The sequence below is a fragment of the Aeromonas sp. R2-3 genome, from assembly GCF_040908375.1.
Lineage (GTDB): Bacteria > Pseudomonadota > Gammaproteobacteria > Enterobacterales > Aeromonadaceae > Aeromonas > Aeromonas veronii.
In genome coordinates this window covers 20,402-46,806 of the sequence record NZ_JBFODP010000024.1, presented here as the reverse complement: position 1 = coordinate 46,806, position 26,405 = coordinate 20,402, and the positions used below count along the sequence as shown (strand labels likewise).

Below are 26,405 nucleotides of genomic sequence, written 5' to 3'. Positions count from 1 at the left end.
TGCTGCGAGAAGTGAGACGAAAGCGGATTTCGTAAGAACAAAAAACGCTAAGATAGAGGGCCGGTAAAACATTTTTTTTGACTGGTTGGATCACTTTTTTCAGCCGTTTTTACTGGTATAAGCCTCTAATTTGGTTTGTTTTTTTTAATCGTAGCCAGGGATGGGCTGAATTCTGTACGAGTGCCGTCGGGACTGCGGTTGTAATAAAACTCCAAAATTTGATACTAATCACCTTCGCGCCTGAAAAGCGGGGGCCTGACCATGACAGGAGGTTGAGGTAAAGCCTACTGATTTTCATAACAAAGAGCCCTGGACCTGCACTTTGGTCATGTCTTGTTTCGTCAGAAGTGAGACACTGGGCAGCGATTGTTTATTAACCATCAGGGAATAGTCATGCAGATTGGAATACCGAGAGAGAGTCTCGCCGGTGAGACCCGGGTCGCAGCGACCCCGGCTACCGTCGAGCAGCTGAAAAAGCTCGGCTTCGAGGTCGCCATCGAGACCGGCGCAGGCCTGTCGGCCAGCTTCGATGATGCCGCCTTCGAGGCTGCCGGTGCCAGCGTGGTGCCGAATGTCTGGCAAGCCGACCTTATCTTCAAGGTCAATGCGCCGACCGATGCCGAGATCGCACAAATTAAAGATGGCGCCACTCTGGTGAGCTTCATCTGGCCTGCCCAGAACCCTGAGCTGGTCAAGAAGCTGTCCGAGCGCAACATCAATGTGATGGCGATGGATATGGTGCCGCGGATCTCCCGTGCCCAGTCCCTCGATGCCCTCTCCTCCATGGCCAACATCGGTGGCTATCGCGCCGTGGTTGAAGCTGCGCACCAGTTCGGTCGCTTCTTCACCGGTCAAATCACCGCAGCCGGTAAAGTGCCGCCTGCTAAGGTACTGGTGATCGGTGCCGGTGTGGCCGGTCTGGCTGCCATCGGTACGGCCGGTTCCCTCGGTGCCATCGTGCGTGCATTCGATACCCGTCTGGAAGTGGCCGAGCAGATCGAATCCATGGGTGGGGAATTCCTCAAGCTGGACTTCGGTGGCGAAGATGGCGCATCCAGCGATGGTTACGCCAAAGTCATGTCCGATGAGTTCATCAAGGCCGAGATGGAGCTGTTCGCCCAGCAGGCCAAAGAGGTGGACATCATCATCACCACCGCCCTGATCCCGGGCAAACCGGCTCCCAAGCTGATCACCAAAGAGATGGTCGACAGCATGAAGCCGGGCTCCGTCATCGTGGACATGGCCGCTCAGGCTGGCGGTAACTGTGAATACACAGTGCCGGGTGAGCTGCATGTCACCGCCAACGGCGTCAAGGTGATTGGTTACACCGATCTGCCGGGTCGTCTGCCTGCCCAATCCTCCCAGCTCTACGGTACCAACCTGGTCAACCTGATGAAGCTGATGTGCAAGGAGAAGGACGGCAACGTTGCCATCGACTTCGAAGACGTGGTTCAGCGCAACATGACGGTGATCCAGGCCGGTGAAGTGACCTTCCCGCCGCCCGCCATCTCCGTCTCTGCCGCTCCGCAGAAACCGGCAGCCGCCAAACCGGCCGCCAAGAAGGAAGAGGCTAAGCCCTCCAACAAGAAGTTCGTGTTCGGTGCCCTCGGCATCGCCGCCTTCGGCTGGATCGCCTCCGTTGCCCCGGCAGCCTTCCTCTCCCACTTCACCGTATTCATCCTGGCCTGTGTGGTTGGTTACTACGTGGTGTGGAACGTATCGCACGCCCTGCATACGCCGCTGATGTCGGTCACCAATGCCATCTCCGGCATTATCGTGGTCGGTGCCCTGCTGCAGATCGGGCAAGGGTCGACTCTGGTTACCGCATTGGCCTTCATCGCCGTGCTGATTGCCAGTATCAACATCTTCGGCGGCTTCACCGTCACTCAGCGCATGCTGAAGATGTTCCGTAAGGATTAAGGGGGTTTAACGTGTCTCAAGGACTGGTAACAGCATCCTATATCGTTGCCGCCGTGCTCTTCATCCTCAGTCTCGCGGGACTGTCGAAGCAAGAAACGGCCAAGCATGGCAACCTGTTCGGTATCGCGGGTATGGCTATCGCCCTGCTCGCCACCGTATTCAACCCGGAGACCAGTGGTGTTCACTGGATCATCCTGGCCATGGTGATCGGCGGTGCCATCGGCGTGCGTCTGGCACTCAAGGTCGAAATGACCGAGATGCCCGAGCTGGTGGCCGTGCTGCACAGCTTCGTGGGTATGGCTGCAGTACTGGTGGGCTTCAACAGCTTCATCGATCTGCACCCCTCTGCACCTGCTGAGGTCGTCGTCTCCGTCGGTTCCAACCTGGATGCCACCCTGGCAGCCGCCCGTGCGGCGTTCGAGCAGGCCAACAGCGTTGCCCAGGTCGAGCACCTGACCGGCGCCATGCTGAACATCCACCTGGTCGAGATCTTCCTGGGCGTCTTCATCGGTGCCGTAACCTTTACCGGTTCCGTGGTTGCCTTCGGCAAACTGCGTGGTCTCATCTCCTCCAAGCCACTGATGCTGCCGCACCGCCACAAGCTGAACCTGCTGGCCGTGGTCGCTTCTCTGGCGCTGATGGTCTACTTCGTCAACGCGGGCGGCTCTACCTTCGCCCTGCTGGTGATGACCCTGATCGCCTTCGCCTTCGGCTGGCATCTGGTTGCCTCCATTGGTGGCGCAGACATGCCGGTGGTAGTCTCCATGCTGAACTCCTACTCCGGTTGGGCGGCAGCGGCGGCGGGCTTCATGCTTTCCAACGACCTGCTGATCGTCACCGGTGCCCTGGTGGGTTCCTCCGGTGCGATCCTCTCTTACATCATGTGCAAGGCGATGAACCGCTCCTTCATCTCCGTGATCGCCGGTGGCTTCGGCTCCGACGGCGTAGCCTCCACGGCTGATCAGGAGATGGGCGAATACCGCGAAACCAGCGCCGAGGAAGTGGCTGACCTGCTGAAGAACTCCAGCTCCGTCATCATCACCCCGGGCTACGGCATGGCGGTGGCGCAGGCCCAGTATCCGGTGGCTGAAATCACCCAGAAGCTGCGTGATCGTGGCGTCAAGGTGCGCTTCGGTATCCACCCGGTTGCCGGTCGTCTGCCTGGCCACATGAACGTGCTGCTGGCGGAAGCGAAAGTCCCGTATGACATCGTGCTGGAAATGGACGAGATCAACGACGACTTCGCCGATACCGATACCGTGCTGGTGATCGGTGCCAACGACACCGTTAACCCGGCCGCGATGGAAGATCCGGGCAGCCCGATCGCCGGTATGCCGGTGCTGGAAGTGTGGAAAGCGCAGAACGTCATCGGCTTCAAGCGTTCCATGAACACTGGCTACGCCGGTGTCCAGAACCCGCTGTTCTTCAAGGAAAATACCCAGATGCTGTTTGGCGATGCCAAGGCCAGCGTCGAGGCAATCCTGAAAGCACTGTAAGTGCCATTCAGAGAGTGAATATCAAGGAGGCTTCGGCCTCCTTTTTTATTGCTCATCCCTTGTATATCCTCAATCCATACGGACCATGAGGGATCTCCATGATGTGGTATCAGGGTTGGCGAAGGATCGGGTTGTACGGCTGGCTGCTGGCCTCCCTGTTTGGTGCTGGTTCGGCCGTGGCGACGAACGAGCCGCCGACTCTGACGCTGCTGACCGAACTGTGGCCCCCTTATGTGATGCGTGGTGACAATGGCGAGCTGGCCGGCGCCGATCTCGATCTGGCCTGTACCGTGTTGCGTCAGATGGGTTATCGCACTGAAATCAGGGTGCTGCCCTGGAAGCGGGTTCTGCAGCAAGCCCGTCTCAAGCAGGGGGATGCGGTAGTCGACGTATTCTTTGAACCTTCCCGCCAGCATTGGCTCCACTACCCCGAAGAGCCGCTCTCTTACAGCGGTGAAGTGCTCTTCTATCCGACGGTTCGTCCGGTGGATTTCAAGCAGCTCTCCGACCTCAAGGGTTTGCGGATAGGTATTCAGGAAGATTATGCCTACAGCCCCGATTTTCTGACCGATCCCGGGGTGATCCGGATGCCGATGACGGGGGAGGGGAATGCCATCAAACAGCTGCATCTGATGATGGCCGGTCGGCTGGACGGGGTGGTGCTCAACGAGCGGGTCGGTCGCTACTTGCTGCATACCCAGGGGCTGCAGGATCAGGTGAACCACGGCTCGCGCCTGCTGACCGACGACAACCGCAATTTCCTCGCGTTTACCCACAAGCCCGGCCACGACCAGCTGGCTATCCGCTTCTCCTCTGCCCTCAAGGCGTTCAAACAGACCCCCGCCTACAAGCAACTGCTGGCCCGCTATCACCTCTGAGTTGCCGCCCTGCTGTGCGCCGCTTCACAATTTGTCGCACTTTGTTAAAAGGTGGGCATAATGGCGAACAAAAAGGGGATGCCGCTCAACATTAGTTGATCTTGTTGATAGTAGAATCAACTGCGGTTTACTCAAAGTTACTCATATATGTCCACAGCAGCCACCACTGACCAGATCAATTCGTTAACGGATGAAGAACGTCATCTGATCGCCAGTTTTGAGCCCGCGGTCGAGGCGCTGGCCGCGCTGTTTGGCGCAGGGTGCGAGGTGGTGTTGCATGCGTTCGATACGCTGGATGCATCGGTTATCAAGATTGCCAACGGCCATGTCACCGGTCGTCGGGAGGGGGCGCCGGTCACCGACTTTGCCCTCAACCGCTTGCAGGGGGAGGCGGGCAGCCAGTGGAGCAGCTACTTCAGCCGTACCCGCGACGGGACGCTGATGAAGTCCTCCTCCATCACTATCAGCAACCGGCAGGGCAAGCCCATCGGCATGCTCTGCGTGAACTTCAGTCTGGATACCTCCCTTGGCAGCCTGCTCGATACTTTTGCGCTGCCCGCGGCACCGGCGCCGCTCAACAACGAGACCTTTGCCAGCTCGGTGGATGATTTGGTGACTCAGGTGATTGAGAAGGTGGATCGGGATGATTCGCTCTCCTGCACGGTGCGCAACAAGGAGATAGTGACCCGGCTCTTCGACATGGGGATCTTCGAGATCAAGGAGGCGGCCCAGCTGGTTGCCCGGATGCTCGGCATCTCCCGTCATACTGTTTATCTGCATATCCGTAACCACAAGGCGGATCTGAACAAGCAATAACTGCCTGCGGGCACCCTGAACATGAGAAACACTGCGATGAAAGCACAATGGACCGACTTTATTACCCTGCTCAAGCGTGAAGTGGTGCCGGCCCTGGGCTGTACCGAGCCGATGTCGGTGGCGCTGGCGGCGGCCAACTGCCGCAAGCTGCTGGGGGAGACCCCGACCCGCATCAGCGTCTGGGTCAGTGGCAATCTGTTCAAGAACGGCATGGGAGTCGGGGTGCCGGGCACCGGCATGATCGGCCTGCCGGTAGCCGCTGCGGTCGGTATAACAGGGGGCAATCCCGATGCTGGGCTGGAGGTGCTCAAGACCCTCACACCAGAACAGGTGGAAGCGGCCAAGGCGCTGCTGCCGGTGATCAAGGTGGATGTGAAGGATGTACCGGATGTGCTCTACGCCGAGGTGCTGGCCGAAGTTGAAGGCCACAGTGCCCGGGTGGTGATCTGCACCGACCACACCCGCATCATCCTGATGGAGAAGGATGGCGAGGTGCTGATGGAGCAGGCCAGTGCCCCCGGCGTGCAGATCCAGCCAGCCAAATCCGCCAAACCGGCCATGACCCTGCGGGAGATCGTCGATTTTGCATTGGAAGTGCCGCTGGCGGAGATCGACTTTATCCGCGAGGCCGCCACCATGAATCAGGCGCTGGCGGACGAAGGGTTACAGGGCTACGGCCTGAAGATCGGCAAGATCCTCACCGAGCAGGTGGAGCGCAAGCTGCTCTCCGATGACCTGATGACCCTAGCGATGCGCCTCTCCTCTGCTGCCTCCGATGCGCGGATGGATGGCGCCATGCTGCCCGCCATGTCCAACTCCGGTTCTGGCAATCAGGGCATTGCCGCCACCATGCCGGTGGTCGCGGCGGCCCGCTTCCTCAAGGCGAGTGACGAGCAGCTGACCCGGGCACTGGTGATGAGCCATCTGGTGGCCATCTACATCAAGACCTATCAGAACAAGCTGTCGGCCCTCTGCGCCGCCAGTACCGCCGCCATGGGTGCCGGTGCCGCCATCACCTGGCTGCTGGGTGGCCAGTATCAGCAGATCAGCCACTGCATCAACAACATGATTGGCGATGTCTCCGGCATCATCTGCGACGGCGCGGGTAGCGCCTGCTCCATGAAGGTCTCCACCTCCACCTCGGCGGCGGTTAAGTCTTCGCTGATGGCCATCAACAACCTGCATGTCCCCCAGAGCGAAGGGATCGTCTCCGACGATGTGGACCAGACCATCGCCAATCTGGGCCGCCTCTCCAAAGAGGGGATGCTGGATACCGACATCGAAATCATCAACATCATGCGAGCGAAACAGCAGAAGCAGTGAATCTGTGACAAGGGGGCGATAGACCCCCTTGTTCTTGTCACGACGGCGCAGACCGTCTGACACGGTTGCCAGGGCAAGCATGGCGCTTGCTCTTGTTTCTCGGGCGCAAGCCTGCTTTTTGGGGAGTCATACCATGACATTTAGCGTTATCGGCAATCTGGCCATCGCCGCCATCTTGCTGTTCTTTCTCTACCGGTTACAGGAAAAACATGTGAGCTTCACCCGCCGGGTATTTGCCGGTCTGGGGCTCGGTATTCTGTTCGGCGCCGCGTTGCAACTGCTTTACGGTGCAGGTTCGCCCGTCATTGTTCAGACCATCGACTATCTGGATATCGTGGGTAGCGGCTATGTGAAGCTGCTGCAGATGATCATCATCCCGCTCATCATGGTCTCCATCATCAGCGCTATCTTGAAGCTCAATGGCGGCACTGCGCTGGGAAAGATCAGCGCCATGACCATAGGCGTGCTGATCTTCACCACCGCCATCGCCGCCGGGGCGGGCATCCTGATGTCCAACCTGTTTGGCCTGACCGCTGAAGGACTCACCTCCGGTGCTGCCGAAAGCGCCCGTGGCGCCGCGCTGCAGACTACACTCGGCAGCGTCGAGAGCATGTCGTTCGCCAAGATGATGCTGGAGTTCATTCCTGCCAACCCCTTCCTCGACATGACCGGGGCGCGCAAGACCTCCACCATCGCCGTGGTGATCTTCTCCATCTTCATCGGCCTCTCCGCTACCGGCATCGCCCGCAAGAAGCCGGAGATCTTCGCCAGCTTCAGCCACTTCGTGGCCGTGGCTCATGCCATCGTAATGCGAATGGTGACTCTGGTGCTGCGCCTGACCCCGTTTGGCGTACTGGCGCTGATGACCAAGGTGGTCTCCGGCTCCAACTATGCGGATATTCTTAACCTGCTCAGCTTTGTGATGGCCTCTTACGGCGCCATCGCCATCATGTTTGTCGTGCACCTGCTGCTGGTGAGCATGGTCGGCATCAATCCGCTGCGCTTCCTGAAGAAGATCACCCCGGTGCTGGCGTTTGCCTTCACCTCGCGCACCAGTGCGGGCTCCATTCCGATGAACGTGCAGACCCAGACCAAGTCGCTGGGTATTCCTGAGGGGATCGCCAACTTCGCCGCCTCCTTCGGTTCCACCATCGGCCAGAACGGCTGCGCCGGTATCTATCCGGCCATGCTGGCCGTGATGATTGCGCCGACTGTCGGGGTCAACCCGATGGATCCCGGCTTCATCATGACCCTGATCGCCATCATCACCGTCAGCTCCTTCGGGGTGGCCGGGATTGGCGGCGGCGCCACCTTTGCCGCACTGATCGTGCTCTCCGCACTGGACTTCCCGGTGGCACTGGCTGGTCTGCTCATCTCCATCGAGCCGCTGATCGACATGGGCCGTACCGCGCTCAACGTCTCCGGCTCCATCACCGCAGGGACGGTCACCAGCCGCCTGATGGGCGAGACCGACATGCATGTGTTCAACAGCGATCACGAAGTGAGTCTGGACGGCGAAGAGTCCACCGTCTGATTTGCGTCGGTTGATCTGCCCGTGGAAAGGGGCGTCCCTTTCCCGTCATAGACCGCAGGGAGGGCATGCCCTCCCTGCGCCATTGAGAGGAAAAACAATGAGAATTCTGATCATCGGTGGCGAAGCCGCCGGTATGAGTGCGGCCGCCAAGGCGCGCCGACTGGCCATCGATGCCGAAATCGTGGTGTATGAGGCCTCCGAGGTGATCTCTTTCGGTGCCTGCGGCTTGCCCTACTTCGTTGGCGACGAGTTCCAGGAGCCCGGCTACATGGCCGAGTTCACCCCCGAGCAGTTCGCCGCCAAGGGGATCGAGGTCAAGATTGGCCATCGGGTGCTGAGTCTGGATGCTGCCGCGCAGACGCTGACAGTCGAGCACAACGGCGACACCTTCACCGATCGCTACGATCGCCTGATGATCGCCACCGGTGCCCGGGAAGTGATGCCTCCCATCCCCGGTTTGCAGCAGGAGGGGATATTCGGTCTGCGCCGGATGGCCGACGGATTGGCGCTGAAGGCGGCGGTACAAGACAAAAACAATCGCCGCGCCGTGGTGATCGGCTCCGGTTTTATCGGGCTTGAAGTGGTCGAGGCGCTGGTCCATCAGGGCAAAGAGGTGCGTCTCATCGAGCTGGCGGATCGGGTCATCCCCGATGCGTTTGATGGCGAGATCACCCAGCACATCGAGACTGAACTGCGCGAACAGGGGGTCTCCCTCCATCTGGGTGAGCGGGTTGAAGCGCTGCTGGGGGATGGCCGGGTGACCGGCGTGCGAACCAGCCAGGGCGAGTACGAGGCCGATATCGTGGTGGTCTGCACCGGGGTCAAGCCCAACACCGAGTTTCTGGCTGATACCGGCATCGAGCGGCTCGGCAACGGCGCCATCAAGGTGGACCGTCAGGGGCGCAGCTCGCTGGCCAACGTCTGGTCGGCCGGTGACTGTGCCAGCGTCTGGCACAGCGTGAAGCAGCAGCAGGTCTATGTGCCACTCGCCACCATCGCCAACAAGCTGGGGCGCATGGTGGGCGAGAACCTGGCCGGAGCCGAGCAGGAGTTCCCGGGCACTTTGGGCTCTGCCGCGCTCAAGGTGCTGGGGCTGGAGGCGGGCCGTACCGGCCTCTCCGAGCAGGAAGCCAAGGCGATGGGCATCGATTACCGCACCGTGGTGATCAAGGACAAGTGCCACACCAACTACTGCCCGGGTCAGTCCGACATTCACGTCAAACTGGTCTATGAGGCGGGCAGCAAGCGGCTGCTGGGCGGCCAGATCCTCGGTCGCAAGGGGGCGGTCCACCGCATCGACGCGCTGGCGGTGGCCATCACCATGGGAGTGACCACCGATCAGCTCGGCATGCTGGATTTTGCCTACGCGCCGCCCTTCTCCCGCACCTGGGATGCCCTGAACGTGGCGGGTAACGTCGCGAAGTAAGCGTTGCGATGACTGCGTCGTTACGCAGATTCTGCTCTGCAGAGCAATCTACGGGTAATAGCTGAGGGTAAATTGCAGCGATAAAAAAACCGATGCCTTGGCATCGGTTTTTTGTTACCGGTTTATCCGTATCACTCAGCCACGGCCGAGGCGGTTCTCCGGGTAGTTCTTGGCCAGCACTTCGCGGGCATGCTTGGCCAGCTGCGGCATCTTCAGGGCGTCGTAAGACTCTACCATGATCTCCAGCGCTTTCTCGGTTTCGGCTGTGTCGGGGTAGGTCTCGACAATCAGCTTGGCCCGGTTGGCGGCCGCGACCAGTGCATCACGCTTCACGTAATACTCGGCCACGCTCAGGTCATATCGGGCCAGACGATTCTTCAGGCCAATCATGCGGGCGCGGGCATCGGCGGCATAGACGCTGTTGGGGTAGTTCTGCAGCAGGGTCTTGAAGTCCTGGAATGCCTGACGGGCATAAGCAGGGTCTTTGTCATCCCGATCGATACCGAACAGGCTCTGGAAGAAGTTGTAATCCGCCGCCATGTTGGTCAGGCCGCGCATATAGAAGACGTAATCGATATTTTTATGCGCCGGATTGAGGCGGATAAAACGGTCGATATTGGCGATCGCCTGAGCGGTATCATCCTGCTTGTAGTAGGCATAGATGAGGTCAAGCTGCACCTGGTTGGAGTAGGCGCCGAACGGGTAGCGAGAGTCCAAAGCCTCCAGCAATTCAGTGGCTTGCACGTAATTGCCAACGTCCAGTTTGAGGCGTGCTTTCTGGTACAGGGTCTCCGGCGGTTCGTCGGGTACCTTGGGTTTGGTGCTGGAACAGCCTGTGATCAAGGTAGCGACCAAGGCGAGCGACATCAGCAGGTGAGACTTCTTTCCCATCAACAACATCCGGTCCATTTCCACGAAATTGGCAAAGTATCCGTTATGCTTGGCTAAAAGAAAAGCTAGAATACCCGGATTATTTCGAATTGATACCCCCCGCTCAAGAGACCATACATGAGCCAGCATATTGAACTGACAGGCGAATTCCAGGATCACCAATTCGGGCAGCGACTCGACCAGGCCCTGGCCGAATTGTTTCCAGACTACTCCCGCACCCGCATCAAGGAGTGGATTTTACAGGACAGAGTGACCCTGGACGGTCAGGTTGCCAACACCCCGCGCGAGAAGATTCTGGCCGGGCAGCAGGTGCATGTGAATGTCGAGCTGGAAGATGATACTCGCTGGGATGCCCAGGATATCGAGCTCAACATCGTTTATGAAGATGAACACATTCTGGTGATCGACAAACCGGCCGGACTGGTGGTTCACCCGGGCGCAGGTACGCCGGATGGCACCATCCTCAACGCCCTGCTGCACCGCTACCCCGGCATTGCCGAGGTGCCCCGCGCCGGTATCGTGCACCGTCTGGATAAAGACACCACAGGTTTGATGGTGGTTGCCAAAACCGTACCCGCCCAGACCCATCTGGTGGAAGCGCTGCAAGCGCGCCAGATCACCCGTGAGTACGAAGCGATCGCCATCGGTCACATGACCGCAGGTGGCACCGTCGATGCGCCCATCGGCCGTCACCCGACCCAGCGTACCCATATGGCCGTGGTGCCCAATGGTCGTCCTTCCGTAACTCACTACCGGGTTCACGAGAAGTTCCGTGGCCACACCCGTCTGCGTCTGCGTCTGGAGACCGGCCGTACCCACCAGATCCGTGTCCACATGGCGCACATCAAACACCCGCTGGTGGGCGATCCCGCTTACGGTGGCCGTCTGCGCCCGCTGCGCAACGCGACCCCCGAGCTGACCCAGGCACTGCGCAACTTCAACCGTCAGGCGCTGCATGCCACCATGCTGCAACTGGCTCACCCCATCACGGGTGAAGTGATGCAGTGGCATTCAGCTACACCGCAAGACATGGTGGAGCTGATGGAAGTGCTGCGCGCGGATACTCTCGCCAATCCGGATGATTTAGTCTGGAACTGATGCGATAGGGCCTGCTGCGTCGGTTTCTGGCGTCATCCGGCCCGAACAGATGCCAAACGGGGTTCCCTTGCAGGAGCCCCGTTTTTATATCGGTGAATTGAAGGAGTCACAGATGAAATGGATCGAACCCGACTGGCCAGCTCCGGCCAATGTCAGAGCCCTGTCAACCACTCGGGATGGCGGGGTAAGCGAGGGGGTTTTCGCCGGGCTGAATCTGGGCGCCCATGTGGGGGATGAACCGGCGCGAGTCGGGTCTAACCGCGCCCGCTTGCAGCAGGCGGCCGCCATCCCGGGGCCCCTTAACTGGCTCAATCAGGTGCACGGCACCGTGGTTCATCCGGTCAGCAGCCATTATGAGCTGGCGCCGGATGCCGACGCAGCTTGCGCCCATGAGGCGGAGCTGGCCTGCATCGTGATGACTGCTGACTGTCTGCCGGTGCTGTTCTGCGATCGGGCAGGTACCGTGGTCGCAGCGGCCCACGCAGGCTGGCGTGGACTGAAAGAGGGCGTGCTGGAGGCGAGCATCGCCGCCATGTGCTGCGAGCCGGGCGAGGTCCTGGCCTGGATGGGCCCAGCCATTGGCCCTACCGCATTTGAAGTGGGGGGAGAGGTGCGCGAGGCCTTTATGGCTGAGCAGGCTGAAGCAGAAGCGACGTTCGTCCCTTCGTCCAACGACGGCAAATGGTTGGCGGATATCTACCAGCTGGCTCGGCTGCGCCTTGCCCGTGCCGGCGTTACCGCCGTCTATGGCGGCGAATACTGCACCTTCAGCGATAGCGAGCTGTTCTACTCTTATCGTCGCGATGGCCAGACCGGTCGCATGGCCTCCCTCATCTGGTTGGCCCGCTAAGCAATCACCCGCCAAGTAATACCCCGTCTCTCTCAAGAACAGATCCGTATGAGAGAGGCGGGGATCCTGCCCTCTCCCCGCTTTGCAGAAAAAATAACCAGCCCATGCCCTTGAAATAGCCCGTACGGGCCTCATCTTTCATCTCAGAAAGTTATGTTGTTTGCCGCGCAAGCGGCGTCTGCCTGTTTGAAGGGGGAGTGCAATGCGCCTCGATCGCCTGACCAGCAAATTCCAGATTGCTATTTCCGATGCCCAGTCTCTTGCGCTGGGTCGTGACCACCAATTCATCGAACCCGTTCACTTGATGACCGCACTGGTCAATCAGGATGGCGGCTCCATCCGTCCGTTGCTCACCCTGACCGGGATGGATATCAATGCCCTGCGCTCCCGCCTCGGCGAGGAGCTGGATCGCCTGCCGCGCGTCAGCGGCGTAGAAGGGGACGTGCAGCTCTCCAACGGCCTCGGCCGCCTGCTCAACGTCTGCGACAAACTGGCCCAGCAGCGCAAGGACCAGTTCATCTCCTCCGAACTGTTCGTGCTGGCGGCCCTCGACGACAAGGGAACGCTGGGCGAGCTGTTGCGTGCTCAGGGGCTGACCAAGGAAAAACTCGAAGCGGCCATCGACAAGGTGCGTGGCGGCAAGAAAGTGGAGGATGCCAACGCCGAGGAGAACCGTCAGGCGCTGGAGAAGTACACCATCGATCTGACCGAGCGGGCCGAAATCGGCAAACTCGACCCGGTGATCGGCCGCGATGACGAGATCCGCCGTACCATTCAGGTGCTGCAACGCCGCACCAAGAACAACCCCGTGTTGATCGGTGCTCCCGGTGTCGGCAAGACCGCCATCGTCGAGGGGCTGGCTCAGCGCATTATCAACGGCGAAGTGCCGGAAGGGCTCAAAAACAAGCGGGTGCTGTCGCTGGACATGGGGGCGCTGGTGGCCGGGGCCAAGTATCGCGGCGAGTTTGAAGAGCGGCTCAAGGCCGTACTGACCGATCTCGCCAAGGAGGAGGGCAACGTCATCCTCTTTATCGACGAGCTGCACACCATGGTCGGCGCCGGCAAGGGCGAGGGGGCCATGGATGCGGGCAACATGCTCAAACCTGCGCTGGCCCGTGGCGACCTGCACTGCGTCGGTGCCACCACCCTGGATGAGTACCGTCAGTACATCGAGAAAGATGCAGCGCTTGAGCGCCGTTTCCAGAAGGTGCTGGTGGAAGAGCCGAGCGTGGAGGACACCATCGCCATCCTGCGTGGCTTGAAAGAGCGTTACGAGCTGCACCACCATGTGCAGATCACCGATCCTGCCATCGTGGCGGCGGCCCAGTTGTCGCACCGCTACATTGCGGATCGTCAGCTGCCGGACAAGGCCATCGACCTTATCGACGAGGCGGCGGCCAGCATCCGGCTACAGATCGACTCCAAGCCGGAGGCGCTCGATCGCCTCGAGCGGCGCATCATCCAGCTCAAGCTGGAGCAGCAGGCGCTGATGAAGGAGGACGACGACGCCAGCCGCAAGCGTCTGGAGCTGATCAATCAGGAGATTGGCGAAAAAGATCGGGAATACAACGAGCTGGACGAAGTGTGGAAGGCCGAGAAGGCCGCCCTCGCCGGCACCCAGCATATCAAGGCTGCACTGGAGCAGGCCCGTCAGGATCTCGATGTGGCGCGCCGCGCAGGCGACCTGGGTCGGATGTCCGAGCTGCAATATGGCCGCATTCCGGAGCTGGAGAAACAGCTGGATCTCGCCACTCAGGCCGAGATGCAGGAGACCAGTCTGCTGCGCAACCGCGTCACCGATGTGGAGATCGCAGACGTGCTGGCCCGCTGGACCGGTATTCCGGTCGCCCGCATGCTGGAAGGGGAGCGCGACAAGCTGCTGCGGATGGAAGATCAGCTGCACAGCCGGGTGATTGGTCAGGAGGAGGCGGTCGATGCGGTCTCCAACGCCATTCGTCGCTCCCGTGCCGGTCTCTCCGACCCTAACCGCCCCATCGGCTCCTTCCTGTTCCTGGGGCCCACCGGGGTGGGCAAGACCGAGCTGTGCAAGGCGCTGGCGGAGTTCCTGTTCGATACCCAGGATGCCATGGTGCGGATCGATATGTCCGAGTTCATGGAGAAACATAGCGTGGCCCGTCTGGTGGGGGCGCCTCCCGGATACGTGGGTTATGAAGAGGGTGGTTATCTGACCGAGGCGGTGCGCCGTCGTCCCTACTCGGTGATCCTGCTGGACGAGGTGGAGAAGGCGCATCCCGATGTCTTCAACATCCTGCTGCAGGTGCTGGATGATGGCCGCCTGACCGATGGTCAGGGTCGGACCGTCGATTTCCGCAACTCGGTGGTGATCATGACCTCCAACCTCGGGTCGGATCTGATTCAGGAGCACCACTCCGAGAAGGATTACGACGAGATGAAGGCTATGCTGATGGATGTGCTGACCCGCAGTTTCCGGCCGGAGTTTATCAACCGGATCGACGAGACGGTGGTGTTCCATCCGCTTGGCGAGGAACACATCAAGTCCATCGCCCGCATCCAGCTCAAGAGCCTGATGGGCCGTCTCGAGGCTCAGGGTTACGAGGTGGAGGTGAGCGAAGCGCTGCTCGAGAAGCTGGTGCATGCCGGGTTCGACCCCGTCTACGGGGCGCGGCCCCTCAAACGGGCGATCCAGCAGAAGGTGGAGAACCCGCTGGCGCAGGCCCTGCTCTCCGGCCGCATCGTGCCGGGCAAAAAACTGGTGCTGGGGGCCGACAGCAACGGCCTCACCATGACCCAGTAACCAGTCTCGCATCGATGTTTGCAACGCCAGCCCTCGGGCTGGCGTTGCCATATCTGGTGGCAGGGATTCGGGCGCAAAAAAACGGCAATCCGAAGATTGCCGGGAGGAATGTAGTGAAGCGACCTGACGTGGGTTGAGCGGGTCGCAGGGGCAAGCCCCGGTTTCGCCGTGGGTCATCAGGGATGACCACGCGACTTACAGCATGTCCGGACTGCGCTCGTTCAGTCCGCACCGCCACACACCTTCAGGGCTGACCTGCGTGCCAATGCGCGCAGGCCAGACCGATGAAATCAACGCGTTTACAGCATGCCTTGCACGGCGGCTTTCATCTCGGCTGGCCAGACGCCGACCTGTACCTGACCGATATGCTCTTTTTGCAGCAACAGCATGGCCAGACGGGATTGACCGATGCCGCCGCCGATGGTCTGCGGCATCCGTGCGGCCAGCAGATCCTGGTGCCAGTCGTACTGCAGGCGATCCTCGTCGCCGGTGATGGCCAGCTGGCGGCGCAGCGCCTCGGCATCGACCCGGATCCCCATGGAGGAGATCTCGAAGCTGTCTTGCAGCACCGGGTTCCACACCAGAATGTCACCGTTCAGGCCTGCCAGTCCTAGCTCGCTGTGGCTGCTCCAGTCGTCATAGTCCGGGGCGCGTACATCGTGGCGTTCGCCGTGGGAGAGGGCACCGCCGATGCCGATCAGGAACACGGCGCCCAGCTCTTTGGCGATGGCACGCTCGCGCCCCTTGGCATCGAGGTCCGGGTAACGGGCCAGCAGCTCTTCGCTGTGCAGGAACTGGATCTCGGCCGGCAGGAAGGGGGTCAGCTCATGCTCGGCGCAGACCGCGCGCTCGGTAGCCTTGATGGCGGCCCAGATGCCGCGCACGGTTTCTTGCAGATAGGCGAGATCGCGGCGCTCGCTCGGCATCACCTTCTCCCAGTCCCACTGATCCACGTAGACGGAGTGGATGGGGGTGAGGCGATCCTCGTCCGGACGCAGCGCCTTCATGTGGGTGTAGATCCCTTCGCCCGGGCCGAAGCCGAAGCGACCCAGGGTCTGGCGCTTCCATTTGGCCAGTGAATGGACCACTTCGTAGCTGTGCTCCGGCAGGGTCTTCACTTTGACCTGCACTGCATTCTCGTGGCCAGAGAGGTTGTCCTGAGTGCCATCACCGACTCGGCTCAGAATGGGGGCTTGCACCTCCATCAAACCCAGTTGTTGGGCGAGTTGGCGGGAGAACATCTCTTTGACGAAGCTGATCTGCTGTTGGCTGCGAATGTAGTGCTGTTTCATGCTGAATTCCTGTTTCAAACCCCGTTGGATGTGGTGATTCTTCAACGGAATGCCAACTAAATTCAATATTCGATAATAGAAATAGGCTTTGTGTATTTTTTTCTTCAAAATAAGCCGTCATTTAATGAGGTATCGTCAACGGGAGTGCAAAAAAATGCCGGAAAATTACCGAATCGATAATCTCGATCAGGCCATCCTCACCGCTCTGATGGAGAATGCGCGGATCCCTTACGCAGAACTTGCGAAACAACTGGCGGTCAGCCCGGGCACCATCCATGTGCGGGTGGAGAAGATGAAACAGGCGGGGATCATCGAGGGGACACGGGTGCAGGTTAACCCCAAGAAGCTGGGTTACGACGTCTGCTGCTTTATCGGGATCAATCTGAAGAGCGCCAAGGATTACCCCTCGGCACTGGCCAAGCTGCAGGCGCTGGACGAGGTGGTGGAGGCCTACTACACCACCGGCCACTATAGCATCTTCATGAAGGTGATGACCCGCTCCATCGACGAGCTGCAGATAGTGCTGATCAACAAGATCCAGACCATCGACGAGATCCAATCCACTGAAACCCTGATTTCGCTGCAGAATCCGATCCTGCGGGACGTGAAACCTTGAGTCGGAGTGCATAAGGGGGAGGGCGTAGAGATCCATCTCCCGTGCGAAACCCTGACCCCTTGATCAGGGTTCGATATAGGGGATGGCGTACTTGTCGTAGAGGGCCTTGAGGCTGCCGTTGCGCTTCATGCGCAGCAGTTCGGCATCGTAGGCCTCCATCAGGGCGGGGGTCTGTGCATCCGCTCGTGCGCGGGCCCAGGTGTTGAAGTAGGGGCTGCTCTTGAGCGGTTTGGGCAGGTAATCGACCTTACCCGTCAGTCCCTCCTCCTTGATTTGGGTGAAGGCGGTGACCAGCGGCATGGGCACGGTATCGATCCGTCCGGCCAGCAGTTTGCGCAGTTGCAGCTGGTTCATGGTGATCTCCTGGAACTGATAGGCCGGGTCGGTCATGGCCGCTGCCAGTTCAGGGGTGTAGGAGAAATCCTTGGTCACGCCGATGCGCCAGGGTTTGAGATCGGCCAGCGTTTCGTAGCGGATCTTCATCAGGTCCGCCTTGCGCACGAAGAAGTGCCAGCTGTGGCGAAGATGGGCCTGTTGGGGATAGATGAGATAACTCTCCCGCTCTGCCTTGTAGGAGTGGGTCATCACCAGGTCGCAGGCGCCGGTTTCGGCATTGCGGGTGAGGCGGGCGCCGGAGTCGGCCAGCTCGATCCTAAAAGGCGTCTCCAGCTTGTCGAAGATGGCGGTGACGATGTCGATATCGAGCCCACGGGGTTTCTGATCGACATCGAGAAACTTGAGCGGGGGCTCCATGGTGCCGCAGATCACCAGCTCTTTGGCGGGCAATCCGAGTGGAAACAGCAACCAAAACAGGGGGATCACACGCAAACTACGTCTCCTGAGCCCGTTTGAACATATTCCAAGACCTGATTCCAGTATATTGGATGGCACCTGATCCGTTAGAAGCGACTGTTTATGGCAAATCCTGAAATCGAGAGCCCGCTGGACGGGATCGACAAGTTGACCGTCTCGCTCTACCGCCTTGGCTTGAGTGCGGCAGCCCTGTTGCTGCTTTGCCGCGGTGCGGCGCTGCTGAGCGGGATGGCACTGCTCCCGTCGGCACAATGGTTGATGTCGCTGGCAGTGGCAAGCGCAATCTGCGGCTTCTCGCTGCATATCTACGACAAGCGGATTCGCCTGATTCTGCAGGGATTTGGGTGGGGCGCACTGGCCCTGGCAGCGGTGGGGGCACCGGATGCGCTAGTGCTGGGGGCGGCGTTGGCGACCCTCTCCGGGCTGGCGTTCAAGGAGCAGTTTTGTTTCGCCATTCCCGGCATCAAGCTGGTGCCCGTATTGCTGCCGGCGTTATGGCTGCTGGAGTGGTTGCGGGTGGAGTGGGCCGCCGCACTGGTGGCGCTGGTCTGCGGGGCCCTGTTGACCTTGCTGGCGCTGGCCAAGTGGCGGATGCCCCTGCACTTCGATATCGGTGACAAGGGGCGTTACCAGATCTAGGTCTGCTGGCACACCTTCATCTGCTGGTTGAGGGCCTGCATCACCTGACGGCGGCTGATGATGCCGATCACCTTGCCCTGTTGCAGCACCGGGTAGATCTTGGGCTTGGCATCGGCCATCTGGCGAGCCAGATCCAGAATGCTCTCATCCGGCCCGACCGAGAGGGGCGAGCGGTTCATCAGATCCTCCACCCGGGTGCGGGTATCGCAGTGGTAGCTGCCGGTGAGCAGGCTGGGGATGCAATCTTGTTCGGAAAGAAAGCCGATAAGCCGTTTCTGCTCATCCAGCACCGGCAGGCCGCCAAGACCCGATTGATGCAGGCGATCCAGCGCCTCGGCCAGGCCGAGTCCGGCAGTGAGGGAGTGGGTCAGGCGACCCATGTGGTGGTGTACTTTCAGCATGGTGGTGACTCCGCAAGAGGGGGATGCCGCCACTATGACGCGGGTGGGTGGCCCGCGACCAATGGCTTGTGCCGCAGGGATTGATAGGCACAAGCCATCGGCGGTGATCCGCTGGCAGGCGGGCTTCGTTCATGCAAGACCATGAAAGGGAAAGGAGATCGTATGCGTGCATTGGTTACGGGCTGCGGCCGTCGACTCGGATTTTATCTCTGTGAACAGCTGGTGGCAGCGGGCTGGCAGGTAACGGGCAGTTATCGCAGCGAGCGGCCGGAGCTGGCCACGCTGGCGGCACTGGGGGTCGAGCTCGTGCAGGCGGATTTTGGTCGGGAAGAGGACGTTGGCAAGCTGATCGATGTGCTGGCGACCCATCAGGATCTGACGCTGGTGATCCACAACGCCTCGGCCTTCGAGCCGCAGGCAACTGATCCGGCGGCGCAACTGGCCCAGTTCGAGCAGTTCTACCGGGTACATATGGCGGCTCCCTTCCAGCTAAACCGGGCGCTGGCCCCCCGGCTGGCCAGCAATCCCAACGCCAGCATAATTCACATCACCGATATCTATATCCATGCCCCGGCCCCCCGTTTTGCCAGCTATGTGGCGACCAAGGCAGGGGCCCATTCGCTGGCCATGAGCTTTGCCCGCGAGCTGGCGCCTGCGGTTCGGGTCAACACCATAGAGCCGGGGCCGATCCTGTTTCTCGACGAGCATGACGAGGCATGGCGCCAGCAGGTGTTGGCGAAAACACCGCTGGCGCGGGAGGGGGGACTGGAGCCCATCTGGCAGGCGGTGCAGTTACTGATGGGGAACAGTTATATGACGGGGGCCAGCATCAAGGTAGATGGCGGACGCGCGCTGGCCACTCTCTGAAGATTTGCCAAGCACCAACGGCTCCAGCCCGATCTGCCGTGTCAGCAAGCCTTTGCCGGGTTTGAGCTTGCCCGACGGGGCGGGGAGCGTCACTTGCAGCGCCACCTTGGGGTCATGCACCTCGCCATGGCCATAGAGCTCGGCCAGCAGCTCCGCAAGATAGGAATCGACCTCTGTCGAGGCAAAGTCACCGCTCCTGTTGCTGGCCAGAATATCGATGTCGAGCGGCCGGTCGTGCACCTTGCAGAGCGGATCGCTGCGATCCCGGCCGTGAGCCACTTCGAGGGCGACAAAGTACTGCTTGAGGCGGGCGGCATCGAGCGGGCTCTCCACCACCAGCAGGCAGTTGAGAAAGTCGTGGCTGGAGTGCATTCCCACCGGCTTGGTGCGGATCACCGAACTCAGCCGCAGGGGGCCGACGTTCGCAAGCAGCTCGGCCAGCACCCGGCTGACATGGATATGCGGGTCAAGATTGGAACCAATGCTACACAGATAGAACATGCTCACCTTCCCTGGGTTGGGCTCATCTGAAATGTATACGCAGCTCACGGTTATCGGATTAACTATGGCTTAACATTGTCTTATCTATTGTGATCCGGCACTGATTGGCAGAAAGGAGGTTTGCATGAGTGTGGAGCTGAAATGGGCGCTGTTGACCGCCTCGGGCGCGCTGGCGATGATCATGATTATCTGTCTGGCCTCTGTCGCGTTGGCGTGAATCACCACAATCCAGATAATACAAACCGGCCTGTTGGCCGGTTTTGTTTTTTGGGGCGGTGCGGCTATGCTGGCGCACCGGTGAGAATGCAAGAGAAGAGATGATGACCAAGGTTCGCCCACGCTCCCTGCTGCAGGTGGTATTGATGGGATTTGTGCTGGTATTGATGCCGCTGGGCGGCATGATCTGGCACAACAGCACCTCCCTTGCCCACCTCAGTCAGCTCACCAGCGACGAGATGGAGCGGGCGGTCAAAGATACCCGCCGCGCCACCCTGCTGACGGCGCAAGCCATCGATATCGAACGCACCTTGCGCCGCTTCGCGGTGTTGGGGGATCGCCGCAGTCTCACCAGCTACCAGCAGCAACTCGACGGGTATCGGGTGTTGCTGGCGGAACATCGCAACTCCATCACCGACGGCCAGCTCTACAGTGGGCTCGATCAGGGGCTGGCCTGGCTCGACAGCCTGCAGGATGCCGCGTTGGCCCGGGCGGCGGTAGCGGGAGACAAGCTCGAGCAGTTCAACGATGCCAACAAGCAGCTCGAAATAGTCACCCGCAGCCGGGTTGACGAACACATGGATCGGGTGCAGCTCACCATCGCCGGACTGACCAGCGAGCTCTGGTGGGTGAGTGGAGCGGTGGCGGCGCTCAGCCTGCTGATGGTCTTTATCTTCACCTACCTTATCATCCACCCGGTACGACAGATTGAGTCGCGCATCTTGAGTCTGGGGGCCGGGGTCGAACCCGATCCCAAGCCGGTTGACGGCCCTGCCGAGCTGGTATTGCTGGGGGAGCGGATCGTCTGGCTGCACGACAAACTCAAGGAGCTGGAGCTGCAGAAATACCAGTTCCTGCGCCATGTATCCCACGAGCTCAAGACCCCGCTGGCGGTGCTGCGGGAAGGGACGGATCTGCTCTGCGAGCAGCTGGTCGGGCCTTTGACGCCGGATCAGCTGGAGATCTGCCAGATGCTCGACGAGAACAGTCGGCGTTTGCAGACCCTGATCGAGCGGCTGCTCGACTTCAACCGGCTCAGTCAGCAGGAGGCCTTCGAACTGGAGCCCGTCCCCCTGCTGCCGATGTTGTCGGAACTTTCTGCAGAGTACCGGCTGGCATTGGAGTCCAAGCAGATCCGTGTACACTTGCCGACCGTGCCGGTTACCCTGTGGGCGGAGCCCTACCGGCTACGACTGATCCTCGATAACCTCTTCTCCAACGCCGTCAGCTACGGCGCCAGCGGAGGCAATATCTGGATCAGGGCAGGGCAGGATGAACAGATAAGCTGGCTGGAAGTGGCCAACGAGGGGCCCAAGATCCCCGTGGCCGATCAGCAACGCATTTTTGAACCCTTCGAGCAAGGCAGCACAGTGCGGCAAGGCCTCCTGAAAGGCTCGGGCATGGGCCTCTCCATCGCCCGCGAGTCTGCCAACAGCCTGGGGGGAGAACTGGTTCTGGTAGAGGATGAACAGGCGGATGTCTGTTTCAGGTTGACGTTGAAATGAGGACTATGAAGATACAACGCGTATTTCCAGCTCTGATGGCAGGGCTGCTCGCGGGTTGCTCCTTGCTGCCGCAACAGGCAGAGCGGGAGTCCTCCGATATCGCTTTTGCCAAGCGGATGGAGTTTGCCAACAAGGAGATGCAGGTGCGTCTGCAATACTCCGACTGGCTGCTGGCCAGTCACCCCCAGCAACGGGTGCAGGAGCGTCAGCGTCTGAAAGGGGCCGACGATCTGGAGAGCCGGGTCAGTCTGGCCATGGTGGACTCCCACCCCGCCGAATCGGTGGCCAATCGCACCGCCGGTCTGGCGCGCCTGAAGCAGATGCTGCCCGAGCTGGGTCTCGATGCGCAGGCCTTTTTGCGCAGCTGGATCGCCCTCGGCGAACAGCTGCTGGCTCGCGACAGCCGTCGCGATGACCAGAGTCAGGAGATCCAGCGGCTGCGCCGCCAGATCGAGCAGCTGACCGCTATCGACGACCAGCTCAACCAGCGCAAGCTGAACGAGAATCGTGAGGTAATACCATGAGCCGGATCCTGTTGGTGGATGACGACGTCAGCCTGCTCAAACTGATGAGCATGCGGCTGCGCAGTCAGGGTTATGAAGTGGATACCGCCGACAGTGCGGAAGGGGCCCTCGACCGGTTGCGTCAGCAACGGGCCGATCTGGTGCTGAGCGATCTGCGGATGGCTGGCATGGACGGTCTGGCGTTGTTCGAGCGGATCCAGGCCCAGTGGCTGGGTTTGCCGGTGATCATCATGACCGCCCATGGCACCATCCCGGACGCCATTCAGGCGACCCGCTCCGGGGTCTTCAGCTTTCTGACCAAACCCATCAACAAGGATGAGCTGTTCGCCACCATCGAACATGCGCTGAGTCTGACGCGGCCGAAACAGCAGCAGGAGTGGCAGTCGCTGATCCTGACCCGCAATCCCCAGCTGGAACAGCTGCTGATCCAGGCTCACAGCATTGCGACCATGGAGGTGCCGGTGCTGATCATGGGGCCGTCAGGCTCCGGCAAGGGGGCGATGGCGCAGGCGCTGCACCAGGCCAGCCAGCGGCGCGACAAGCCGCTTCATACCATCAACTGTGCCGCCATTCCGTGGGCGTCACTCGACTTGCAGCTGTTTGGTGAAGATGGCCAGTCCGGTCTGTTCGAGCAAGCCAAGGGGGCGACCCTGTTTCTCGACGAGATTGGCAGCCTCTCCGAATCCCTGCAGGCCAAGCTGCTGCAGGTGATGGAGGAGTATGGTCAGGGTACGCCGGAGGTGCGGGTGCTCAGCTCCAGCCATCAGGATCTGGTCAAGGCGATGGAGGAGGGGCGCTTTCGGGAAGATCTCTTCTATCGTCTCAACGTCGCCAATATCACCTTGCCGTCTCTCAGTGCCCGCAGTGAGGATATCCCCCTGCTGGCCCAACAGGCGCTCGATGACTACCGTAGCCGCCACAGCGACTGCGCCGCCATGGGTTTTTCGCCCGAATCGCTGGCGATGCTGGCGGCCGCTGCCTGGCCCGGCAACGTGCGCCAGCTCTGCAACGTGGTGGAGCAGCTCGCCAGCCTCTGTTGCAGCCCGGTGATCGGAGTATCCATGGTGGAGTCCGCCCTGAGCGGCGGTGGCGGTGGCATCCCCTCGTTCAACGAGGCGCGGGCCGAATTCGAGAAGGAGTATCTGATCCGTTTGCTGCGCACCACCGAGGGTAACGTGACCCTGGCGGCCAACATGGCGGGCAGAAACCGTACCGATTTTTACAAGTTATTGAATCGGCACGGTATCGAAGCTGCAAACTTCAAATCGAAGGGATAAATCAGGCGGGATCAACCACCGCCGGAGCGGCGTCAGCTTTCTGGGTTTTATGGGAGAGCCAGAGGCCGCTCGCCTTCATCAGGTAACCGAACAAGGCGCCAATGATGAGGGAGGGCAGGATCAGCCGCCACTCGCCAGCCGCCCCGAAGGTGGCACAGCAACCGGCAAAGGTGCCGGGAATGTAGCCGAGCCACTGCTGTTTGGCCTGCACGCACATCAGGGTGGCGACCACCCCCGTCATCACATAACCCGCAACACCCGCTCCCCACAGACTGTCGCCATGGATCAGCAGCAGTGCCCACAGCATGCCGCTGGTGTTGCAGAAGATGGTCTGCAGCAGCGCCTTGTAGCCGCCGCTTGACGCGAAATAGCTGGTGCAGCCGAGAAAGCCGACCCAGGAGATAAGGCCGAACGCGACGGCAATCCAGCCCCAGACGGCGGAGAGAATTCCAGTGGTGATGGCGATGGCGATCAGTGGGCTCATGGGGCGACTCTTCAGTTGGCTTCGCAAAATGGGCAGCCTACCCCCGGCAATCGGGGCGGCAAGCGGGGGCCGAATTGTGTGTGATCTTCATCACCCTTTTCAACTCAGGAATACGCTTGCGCTCGCGAAAAAAATTCATTGGTGACCGGCCTGACAGTCGGCCATAGTTAGAGGCCCTGTCCTGCTCATGGAGTGAGTCTGATGGCGCCAAATGTGATCGTTCCCCTGCTGGTGTTCGTAGTCCTGTTTCTGGTCGGCACCATGGCCAAGGCACTGCCCCTGCACCACATGATGTAAATTTGTGTGAAATAAAAATCTGCCGGGGCGGGTCTTATCCATACTGCCTCACTCAGCCCCGGGAGTTTTTCATGTTGATCAAGCGTCGTACCGCCCACCCCCTCACCGAACAGGATGTCACCCCGGAAGCCGTCTATCAGGACCGCCGCCTTATTCTCAAAGGGCTGGGTCTGGGCGCGGCCACCCTGGCGTTTCCCACTCAGGCCGGAGTGCTCGACCTGCTACGCGGCAAAGAGGATGCCCCCCAGTTAGCTACCAAACCGCTCAACAGCAAGCCTGCCGAGCGCCCGGCCAATCTGGTGCTGACACCGGAAGAGAAGGCCACCAGTTACAACAACTTTTATGAGCTTGGCACCGACAAGTCCGACCCGGCTCGCAACGGCCATTACCTCAAGCCCGAACCCTGGACCCTCAAGGTGGAGGGGGAGGTGGCCAAGCCTTTTACCCTCGATGTGTGGGATCTCATCAACAAGAGCGAGCTGGAGGAGCGGATCTACCGGCTGCGCTGCGTCGAAGCCTGGTCCATGGTGCTGCCCTGGAACGGGATCTCGCTGGCGGAGATCATCCGCCGTGCCGAGCCCACCAGTCGCGCCAAGTTTGTCGCCTTCGAAACCCTGTTTGATCCGAAACAGCTGCCGGGGCAGGCCTCCAGTCTGGGGGGCGGCATCGAGTATCCCTATGTGGAGGGGTTGCGTATCGACGAGGCGATGCACCCTCTCTCTTTCCTTGCGATGGGGCTCTATGGCAAGACCCTGCCCGCCCAGAATGGCGCGCCGATTCGCTTGGTGGTGCCGTGGAAATACGGCTTCAAGAGCATCAAGAGCATCGTCTCGATCCGGCTGGTGGAGGAGATGCCGCCGACCACCTGGAATCTGCTGGCTCCCAACGAATATGGCTTCTACGCCAACGTCAATCCGCAGGTGGATCATCCGCGCTGGAGTCAGGCCAGCGAGCGCTTTATCGGCGAGGGCGGGGTGTTTGGCGCCAAGCGTCAGCCGACCCTGATGTTCAACGGCTATGGTGACGAGGTCGCCTCGCTCTATCAGGGGATGGATCTGCGCCAATGGTACTGAGATTGAAACCGGCCCATATCAACGGCTTGCGGGCACTGGTGCATCTGGGCGCTCTCGGCTTCCTGCTCTGGCTGTGGTTTGCCATTCCGGCAGGTCTGCTGGGGGGCGATCCGGTGCCAGAGCTTATCCACTACCTCGGCAAGGGGGCGCTCAACCTGCTGCTGCTCACCCTGCTGGTGTCACCGCTAGCCAAGCGCTGGCGGCAGGGGCAGCTCATCAAGCTGCGCCGCCCCCTCGGGCTCTGGTGTTTTGCCTGGGCGCTGCTCCACTTCATGGCGTGGCTGGGGCTGGATCTGCAGTTTGACTGGGGCCTGATTGGCGGCGAGCTGGTCAAGCGCAGCTATATCGTGGTGGGGATGGTGGCATTGCTGCTGCTGGCCGCCCTCAGCATCACTTCGCTGCCCGTATTTCAGCGCCGCATGGGCGCCGCATGGCAGAAACTGCACAACTGGGTCTATGCCATCGCCCTGCTGGTGCCGGTGCATTACTGGTGGTCGCTCAAGAGCGGTTGGGGGGAGCCTCTCATTTACCTGCTGCTGGCCTGCGCCCTGCTCTGGCCGAGACGGGAGAAGCTGCTGCGCCCCATGCGGGGACGCTGGAATGCAAAAGAGGCCTAATCGGCCTCTTGTTGTTTGATCTCGCCAGTGTAGGCATCGACGATGAGATGCACCTTCTGATCCTGGCGATTGAGGGTTTTGACCTCGAATTTGTCCCCTTCCAGCTCCACTTCCCGAATGTCGTGATACCCTTGCGCCAGCAAGAGTTTGACCAGCCCGGCCATGTCGAGACGGTTCTGGGCCGCCCAGCTTGTGGCACTCAACAGGCAAAGGATCAGCAGGAAACTGCGCGGGATCATATTCATTCCGGATTCATGGCTGGCAGACTATAAACG

Annotated in this window: 26 protein-coding genes; 19 read left to right on the top strand and 7 right to left on the bottom strand. The window is 60.5% G+C overall.

The features are described 5' to 3' along the window. Positions 1 to 393 precede the first annotated feature (393 nt). The 7 genes from pntA to AB5Z02_RS12075 all read left to right on the top strand — a co-directional run bounded on the left by pntA (position 394) and on the right by AB5Z02_RS12075 (position 9,393). Complete coding sequence (gene pntA / locus AB5Z02_RS12105) at positions 394 to 1,920, top strand: Re/Si-specific NAD(P)(+) transhydrogenase subunit alpha (protein ID WP_040070064.1); 1,527 nt, start codon at positions 394 to 396, stop codon at positions 1,918 to 1,920. 11 nt (positions 1,921 to 1,931) lie between these two features. Then, the gene (gene pntB, locus AB5Z02_RS12100; RefSeq protein WP_005339759.1) at positions 1,932 to 3,416 is read left to right on the top strand and encodes a Re/Si-specific NAD(P)(+) transhydrogenase subunit beta; all 1,485 of its coding nucleotides are present in this window, start codon (positions 1,932 to 1,934) and stop codon (positions 3,414 to 3,416) included. Positions 3,417 to 3,514: 98 nt separating this feature from the next. Then, on the top strand, positions 3,515 to 4,294 hold the full coding sequence (locus AB5Z02_RS12095) for a substrate-binding periplasmic protein (protein WP_368216061.1): 780 nt from the start codon (positions 3,515 to 3,517) through the stop codon (positions 4,292 to 4,294). A gap of 147 nt (positions 4,295 to 4,441) precedes the next feature. Beyond that, positions 4,442 to 5,110, top strand: a complete 669-nt coding sequence (locus AB5Z02_RS12090; RefSeq protein WP_005357564.1) for a transcriptional regulator — start codon at positions 4,442 to 4,444, stop codon at positions 5,108 to 5,110. Between the two features lie 21 nt (positions 5,111 to 5,131). Then, complete coding sequence (locus AB5Z02_RS12085) at positions 5,132 to 6,433, top strand: serine dehydratase subunit alpha family protein (protein ID WP_041234985.1); 1,302 nt, start codon at positions 5,132 to 5,134, stop codon at positions 6,431 to 6,433. A gap of 133 nt (positions 6,434 to 6,566) precedes the next feature. Beyond that, entirely contained in the window at positions 6,567 to 7,967 is a 1,401-nt protein-coding gene (locus AB5Z02_RS12080) for an L-cystine transporter (RefSeq protein ID WP_005341918.1), read from the top strand. Positions 7,968 to 8,064: 97 nt separating this feature from the next. Then, positions 8,065 to 9,393 (top strand): CoA-disulfide reductase, encoded by a 1,329-nt coding sequence (locus AB5Z02_RS12075; RefSeq protein WP_368216060.1) that lies wholly within the window; start codon positions 8,065 to 8,067, stop codon positions 9,391 to 9,393. Between the two features lie 135 nt (positions 9,394 to 9,528). Here AB5Z02_RS12075 and AB5Z02_RS12070 read toward each other — a convergent pair whose 3' ends face one another. Beyond that, positions 9,529 to 10,284, bottom strand: a complete 756-nt coding sequence (locus AB5Z02_RS12070; protein WP_019446583.1) for an outer membrane protein assembly factor BamD — start codon at positions 10,282 to 10,284, stop codon at positions 9,529 to 9,531. 117 nt (positions 10,285 to 10,401) lie between these two features. Here AB5Z02_RS12070 and rluD point away from each other — a divergent pair, with 117 nt between their 5' ends. The 3 genes from rluD to clpB all read left to right on the top strand — a co-directional run bounded on the left by rluD (position 10,402) and on the right by clpB (position 15,008). Continuing rightward, positions 10,402 to 11,382, top strand: a complete 981-nt coding sequence (rluD, locus tag AB5Z02_RS12065; RefSeq protein WP_005339771.1) for a 23S rRNA pseudouridine(1911/1915/1917) synthase RluD — start codon at positions 10,402 to 10,404, stop codon at positions 11,380 to 11,382. 112 nt (positions 11,383 to 11,494) lie between these two features. Further along, a complete protein-coding gene (gene pgeF, locus AB5Z02_RS12060; RefSeq protein WP_368216059.1) occupies positions 11,495 to 12,232 on the top strand; it encodes a peptidoglycan editing factor PgeF in 738 nt (245 codons plus the stop codon). Between the two features lie 202 nt (positions 12,233 to 12,434). Then, entirely contained in the window at positions 12,435 to 15,008 is a 2,574-nt protein-coding gene (clpB, locus tag AB5Z02_RS12055) for an ATP-dependent chaperone ClpB (protein ID WP_005356335.1), read from the top strand. Between the two features lie 299 nt (positions 15,009 to 15,307). On the opposite strand, the gene asnA is transcribed toward clpB, so the two are convergent. Beyond that, complete coding sequence (gene asnA, locus AB5Z02_RS12050) at positions 15,308 to 16,300, bottom strand: aspartate--ammonia ligase (RefSeq protein ID WP_058058982.1); 993 nt, start codon at positions 16,298 to 16,300, stop codon at positions 15,308 to 15,310. Between the two features lie 154 nt (positions 16,301 to 16,454). Here asnA and asnC point away from each other — a divergent pair, with 154 nt between their 5' ends. Next, complete coding sequence (asnC, locus tag AB5Z02_RS12045) at positions 16,455 to 16,916, top strand: transcriptional regulator AsnC (protein ID WP_005339783.1); 462 nt, start codon at positions 16,455 to 16,457, stop codon at positions 16,914 to 16,916. Between the two features lie 63 nt (positions 16,917 to 16,979). On the opposite strand, the gene AB5Z02_RS12040 is transcribed toward asnC, so the two are convergent. After that, on the bottom strand, positions 16,980 to 17,744 hold the full coding sequence (locus AB5Z02_RS12040) for a substrate-binding periplasmic protein (RefSeq protein WP_368216058.1): 765 nt from the start codon (positions 17,742 to 17,744) through the stop codon (positions 16,980 to 16,982). An 87-nt stretch (positions 17,745 to 17,831) separates the two neighbouring features. Here AB5Z02_RS12040 and AB5Z02_RS12035 point away from each other — a divergent pair, with 87 nt between their 5' ends. Further along, positions 17,832 to 18,368, top strand: coding sequence for a DUF2301 domain-containing membrane protein (locus AB5Z02_RS12035; protein ID WP_005357578.1), 537 nt, complete (start codon positions 17,832 to 17,834; stop codon positions 18,366 to 18,368). Here the strand turns inward: AB5Z02_RS12035 and AB5Z02_RS12030 are convergent. After that, a complete protein-coding gene (locus tag AB5Z02_RS12030) occupies positions 18,365 to 18,769 on the bottom strand; it encodes a CBS domain-containing protein (RefSeq protein ID WP_005356342.1) in 405 nt (134 codons plus the stop codon). The two genes, AB5Z02_RS12035 and AB5Z02_RS12030, sit on opposite strands and share 4 nt — an antisense overlap. A gap of 162 nt (positions 18,770 to 18,931) precedes the next feature. On the opposite strand from AB5Z02_RS12030, the gene AB5Z02_RS12025 reads away from it, so the two are divergent. Then, positions 18,932 to 19,636 (top strand): SDR family oxidoreductase, encoded by a 705-nt coding sequence (locus AB5Z02_RS12025; protein ID WP_088870349.1) that lies wholly within the window; start codon positions 18,932 to 18,934, stop codon positions 19,634 to 19,636. Here AB5Z02_RS12025 and AB5Z02_RS12020 read toward each other — a convergent pair. Beyond that, a complete protein-coding gene (locus tag AB5Z02_RS12020; protein ID WP_368216057.1) occupies positions 19,562 to 20,137 on the bottom strand; it encodes a 2-amino-4-hydroxy-6-hydroxymethyldihydropteridine diphosphokinase in 576 nt (191 codons plus the stop codon). The two genes, AB5Z02_RS12025 and AB5Z02_RS12020, sit on opposite strands and share 75 nt — an antisense overlap. A 124-nt stretch (positions 20,138 to 20,261) precedes the next feature. Here AB5Z02_RS12020 and AB5Z02_RS12015 point away from each other — a divergent pair, with 124 nt between their 5' ends. The 4 genes from AB5Z02_RS12015 to AB5Z02_RS12000 all read left to right on the top strand — a co-directional run bounded on the left by AB5Z02_RS12015 (position 20,262) and on the right by AB5Z02_RS12000 (position 23,659). Then, positions 20,262 to 20,354: a YnhF family membrane protein gene (locus tag AB5Z02_RS12015; RefSeq protein ID WP_005339800.1), complete on the top strand. Its 93-nt coding sequence runs from the start codon at positions 20,262 to 20,264 to the stop codon at positions 20,352 to 20,354. 103 nt (positions 20,355 to 20,457) lie between these two features. Next, positions 20,458 to 21,858 carry a HAMP domain-containing sensor histidine kinase gene (locus AB5Z02_RS12010; RefSeq protein ID WP_047440386.1) on the top strand — a complete coding sequence of 467 codons (1,401 nt, stop codon included), beginning with the start codon at positions 20,458 to 20,460 and terminating at the stop codon, positions 21,856 to 21,858. Positions 21,859 to 21,863: 5 nt separating this feature from the next. After that, positions 21,864 to 22,382: a hypothetical protein gene (locus AB5Z02_RS12005; protein ID WP_013724185.1), complete on the top strand. Its 519-nt coding sequence runs from the start codon at positions 21,864 to 21,866 to the stop codon at positions 22,380 to 22,382. Beyond that, positions 22,379 to 23,659, top strand: coding sequence for a sigma 54-interacting transcriptional regulator (locus tag AB5Z02_RS12000; RefSeq protein WP_368216056.1), 1,281 nt, complete (start codon positions 22,379 to 22,381; stop codon positions 23,657 to 23,659). Before AB5Z02_RS12005 ends, AB5Z02_RS12000 begins: the two co-directional genes overlap by 4 nt. 1 nt (position 23,660) lies before the next feature. Here the strand turns inward: AB5Z02_RS12000 and AB5Z02_RS11995 are convergent, their stop codons facing one another. Continuing rightward, complete coding sequence (locus AB5Z02_RS11995) at positions 23,661 to 24,143, bottom strand: DUF1097 domain-containing protein (protein WP_005339809.1); 483 nt, start codon at positions 24,141 to 24,143, stop codon at positions 23,661 to 23,663. Between the two features lie 368 nt (positions 24,144 to 24,511). Between AB5Z02_RS11995 and msrP the strand changes: the two genes are divergently transcribed. Together msrP and msrQ are read left to right on the top strand one after the other, a co-directional pair. Beyond that, positions 24,512 to 25,513, top strand: a complete 1,002-nt coding sequence (gene msrP, locus AB5Z02_RS11990; RefSeq protein ID WP_005356348.1) for a protein-methionine-sulfoxide reductase catalytic subunit MsrP — start codon at positions 24,512 to 24,514, stop codon at positions 25,511 to 25,513. Further along, positions 25,504 to 26,130: a protein-methionine-sulfoxide reductase heme-binding subunit MsrQ gene (msrQ, locus tag AB5Z02_RS11985; RefSeq protein ID WP_159158022.1), complete on the top strand. Its 627-nt coding sequence runs from the start codon at positions 25,504 to 25,506 to the stop codon at positions 26,128 to 26,130. Before msrP ends, msrQ begins: the two co-directional genes overlap by 10 nt. Here msrQ and AB5Z02_RS11980 read toward each other — a convergent pair. After that, complete coding sequence (locus AB5Z02_RS11980; RefSeq protein WP_139742496.1) at positions 26,127 to 26,375, bottom strand: PepSY domain-containing protein; 249 nt, start codon at positions 26,373 to 26,375, stop codon at positions 26,127 to 26,129. The two genes, msrQ and AB5Z02_RS11980, sit on opposite strands and share 4 nt — an antisense overlap. Positions 26,376 to 26,405 lie beyond the last annotated feature (30 nt).

What these genes read in the sequence shown, in the direction of transcription:
- pntA (WP_040070064.1), top strand. Translation starts at nt 394, where the DNA reads ATGCAGATTGGAATACCGAGAGAGAGTCTCGCCGGTGAGACCCGGGTC.
- AB5Z02_RS12095 (WP_368216061.1), top strand. Translation starts at nt 3,515, where the DNA reads ATGATGTGGTATCAGGGTTGGCGAAGGATCGGGTTGTACGGCTGGCTG.
- AB5Z02_RS12090 (WP_005357564.1), top strand. Translation starts at nt 4,442, where the DNA reads ATGTCCACAGCAGCCACCACTGACCAGATCAATTCGTTAACGGATGAA.
- AB5Z02_RS12085 (WP_041234985.1), top strand. Translation starts at nt 5,132, where the DNA reads ATGAGAAACACTGCGATGAAAGCACAATGGACCGACTTTATTACCCTG.
- AB5Z02_RS12080 (WP_005341918.1), top strand. Translation starts at nt 6,567, where the DNA reads ATGACATTTAGCGTTATCGGCAATCTGGCCATCGCCGCCATCTTGCTG.
- AB5Z02_RS12075 (WP_368216060.1), top strand. Translation starts at nt 8,065, where the DNA reads ATGAGAATTCTGATCATCGGTGGCGAAGCCGCCGGTATGAGTGCGGCC.
- AB5Z02_RS12070 (WP_019446583.1), bottom strand. Translation starts at nt 10,284, where the DNA reads ATGGGAAAGAAGTCTCACCTGCTGATGTCGCTCGCCTTGGTCGCTACC.
- rluD (WP_005339771.1), top strand. Translation starts at nt 10,402, where the DNA reads ATGAGCCAGCATATTGAACTGACAGGCGAATTCCAGGATCACCAATTC.
- pgeF (WP_368216059.1), top strand. Translation starts at nt 11,495, where the DNA reads ATGAAATGGATCGAACCCGACTGGCCAGCTCCGGCCAATGTCAGAGCC.
- clpB (WP_005356335.1), top strand. Translation starts at nt 12,435, where the DNA reads ATGCGCCTCGATCGCCTGACCAGCAAATTCCAGATTGCTATTTCCGAT.
- asnA (WP_058058982.1), bottom strand. Translation starts at nt 16,300, where the DNA reads ATGAAACAGCACTACATTCGCAGCCAACAGCAGATCAGCTTCGTCAAA.
- asnC (WP_005339783.1), top strand. Translation starts at nt 16,455, where the DNA reads ATGCCGGAAAATTACCGAATCGATAATCTCGATCAGGCCATCCTCACC.
- AB5Z02_RS12035 (WP_005357578.1), top strand. Translation starts at nt 17,832, where the DNA reads ATGGCAAATCCTGAAATCGAGAGCCCGCTGGACGGGATCGACAAGTTG.
- AB5Z02_RS12030 (WP_005356342.1), bottom strand. Translation starts at nt 18,769, where the DNA reads ATGCTGAAAGTACACCACCACATGGGTCGCCTGACCCACTCCCTCACT.
- AB5Z02_RS12025 (WP_088870349.1), top strand. Translation starts at nt 18,932, where the DNA reads ATGCGTGCATTGGTTACGGGCTGCGGCCGTCGACTCGGATTTTATCTC.
- AB5Z02_RS12020 (WP_368216057.1), bottom strand. Translation starts at nt 20,137, where the DNA reads ATGTTCTATCTGTGTAGCATTGGTTCCAATCTTGACCCGCATATCCAT.
- AB5Z02_RS12015 (WP_005339800.1), top strand. Translation starts at nt 20,262, where the DNA reads ATGAGTGTGGAGCTGAAATGGGCGCTGTTGACCGCCTCGGGCGCGCTG.
- AB5Z02_RS12010 (WP_047440386.1), top strand. Translation starts at nt 20,458, where the DNA reads ATGACCAAGGTTCGCCCACGCTCCCTGCTGCAGGTGGTATTGATGGGA.
- AB5Z02_RS12005 (WP_013724185.1), top strand. Translation starts at nt 21,864, where the DNA reads ATGAAGATACAACGCGTATTTCCAGCTCTGATGGCAGGGCTGCTCGCG.
- AB5Z02_RS12000 (WP_368216056.1), top strand. Translation starts at nt 22,379, where the DNA reads ATGAGCCGGATCCTGTTGGTGGATGACGACGTCAGCCTGCTCAAACTG.
- AB5Z02_RS11995 (WP_005339809.1), bottom strand. Translation starts at nt 24,143, where the DNA reads ATGAGCCCACTGATCGCCATCGCCATCACCACTGGAATTCTCTCCGCC.
- msrP (WP_005356348.1), top strand. Translation starts at nt 24,512, where the DNA reads ATGTTGATCAAGCGTCGTACCGCCCACCCCCTCACCGAACAGGATGTC.
- msrQ (WP_159158022.1), top strand. Translation starts at nt 25,504, where the DNA reads ATGGTACTGAGATTGAAACCGGCCCATATCAACGGCTTGCGGGCACTG.
- AB5Z02_RS11980 (WP_139742496.1), bottom strand. Translation starts at nt 26,375, where the DNA reads ATGAATATGATCCCGCGCAGTTTCCTGCTGATCCTTTGCCTGTTGAGT.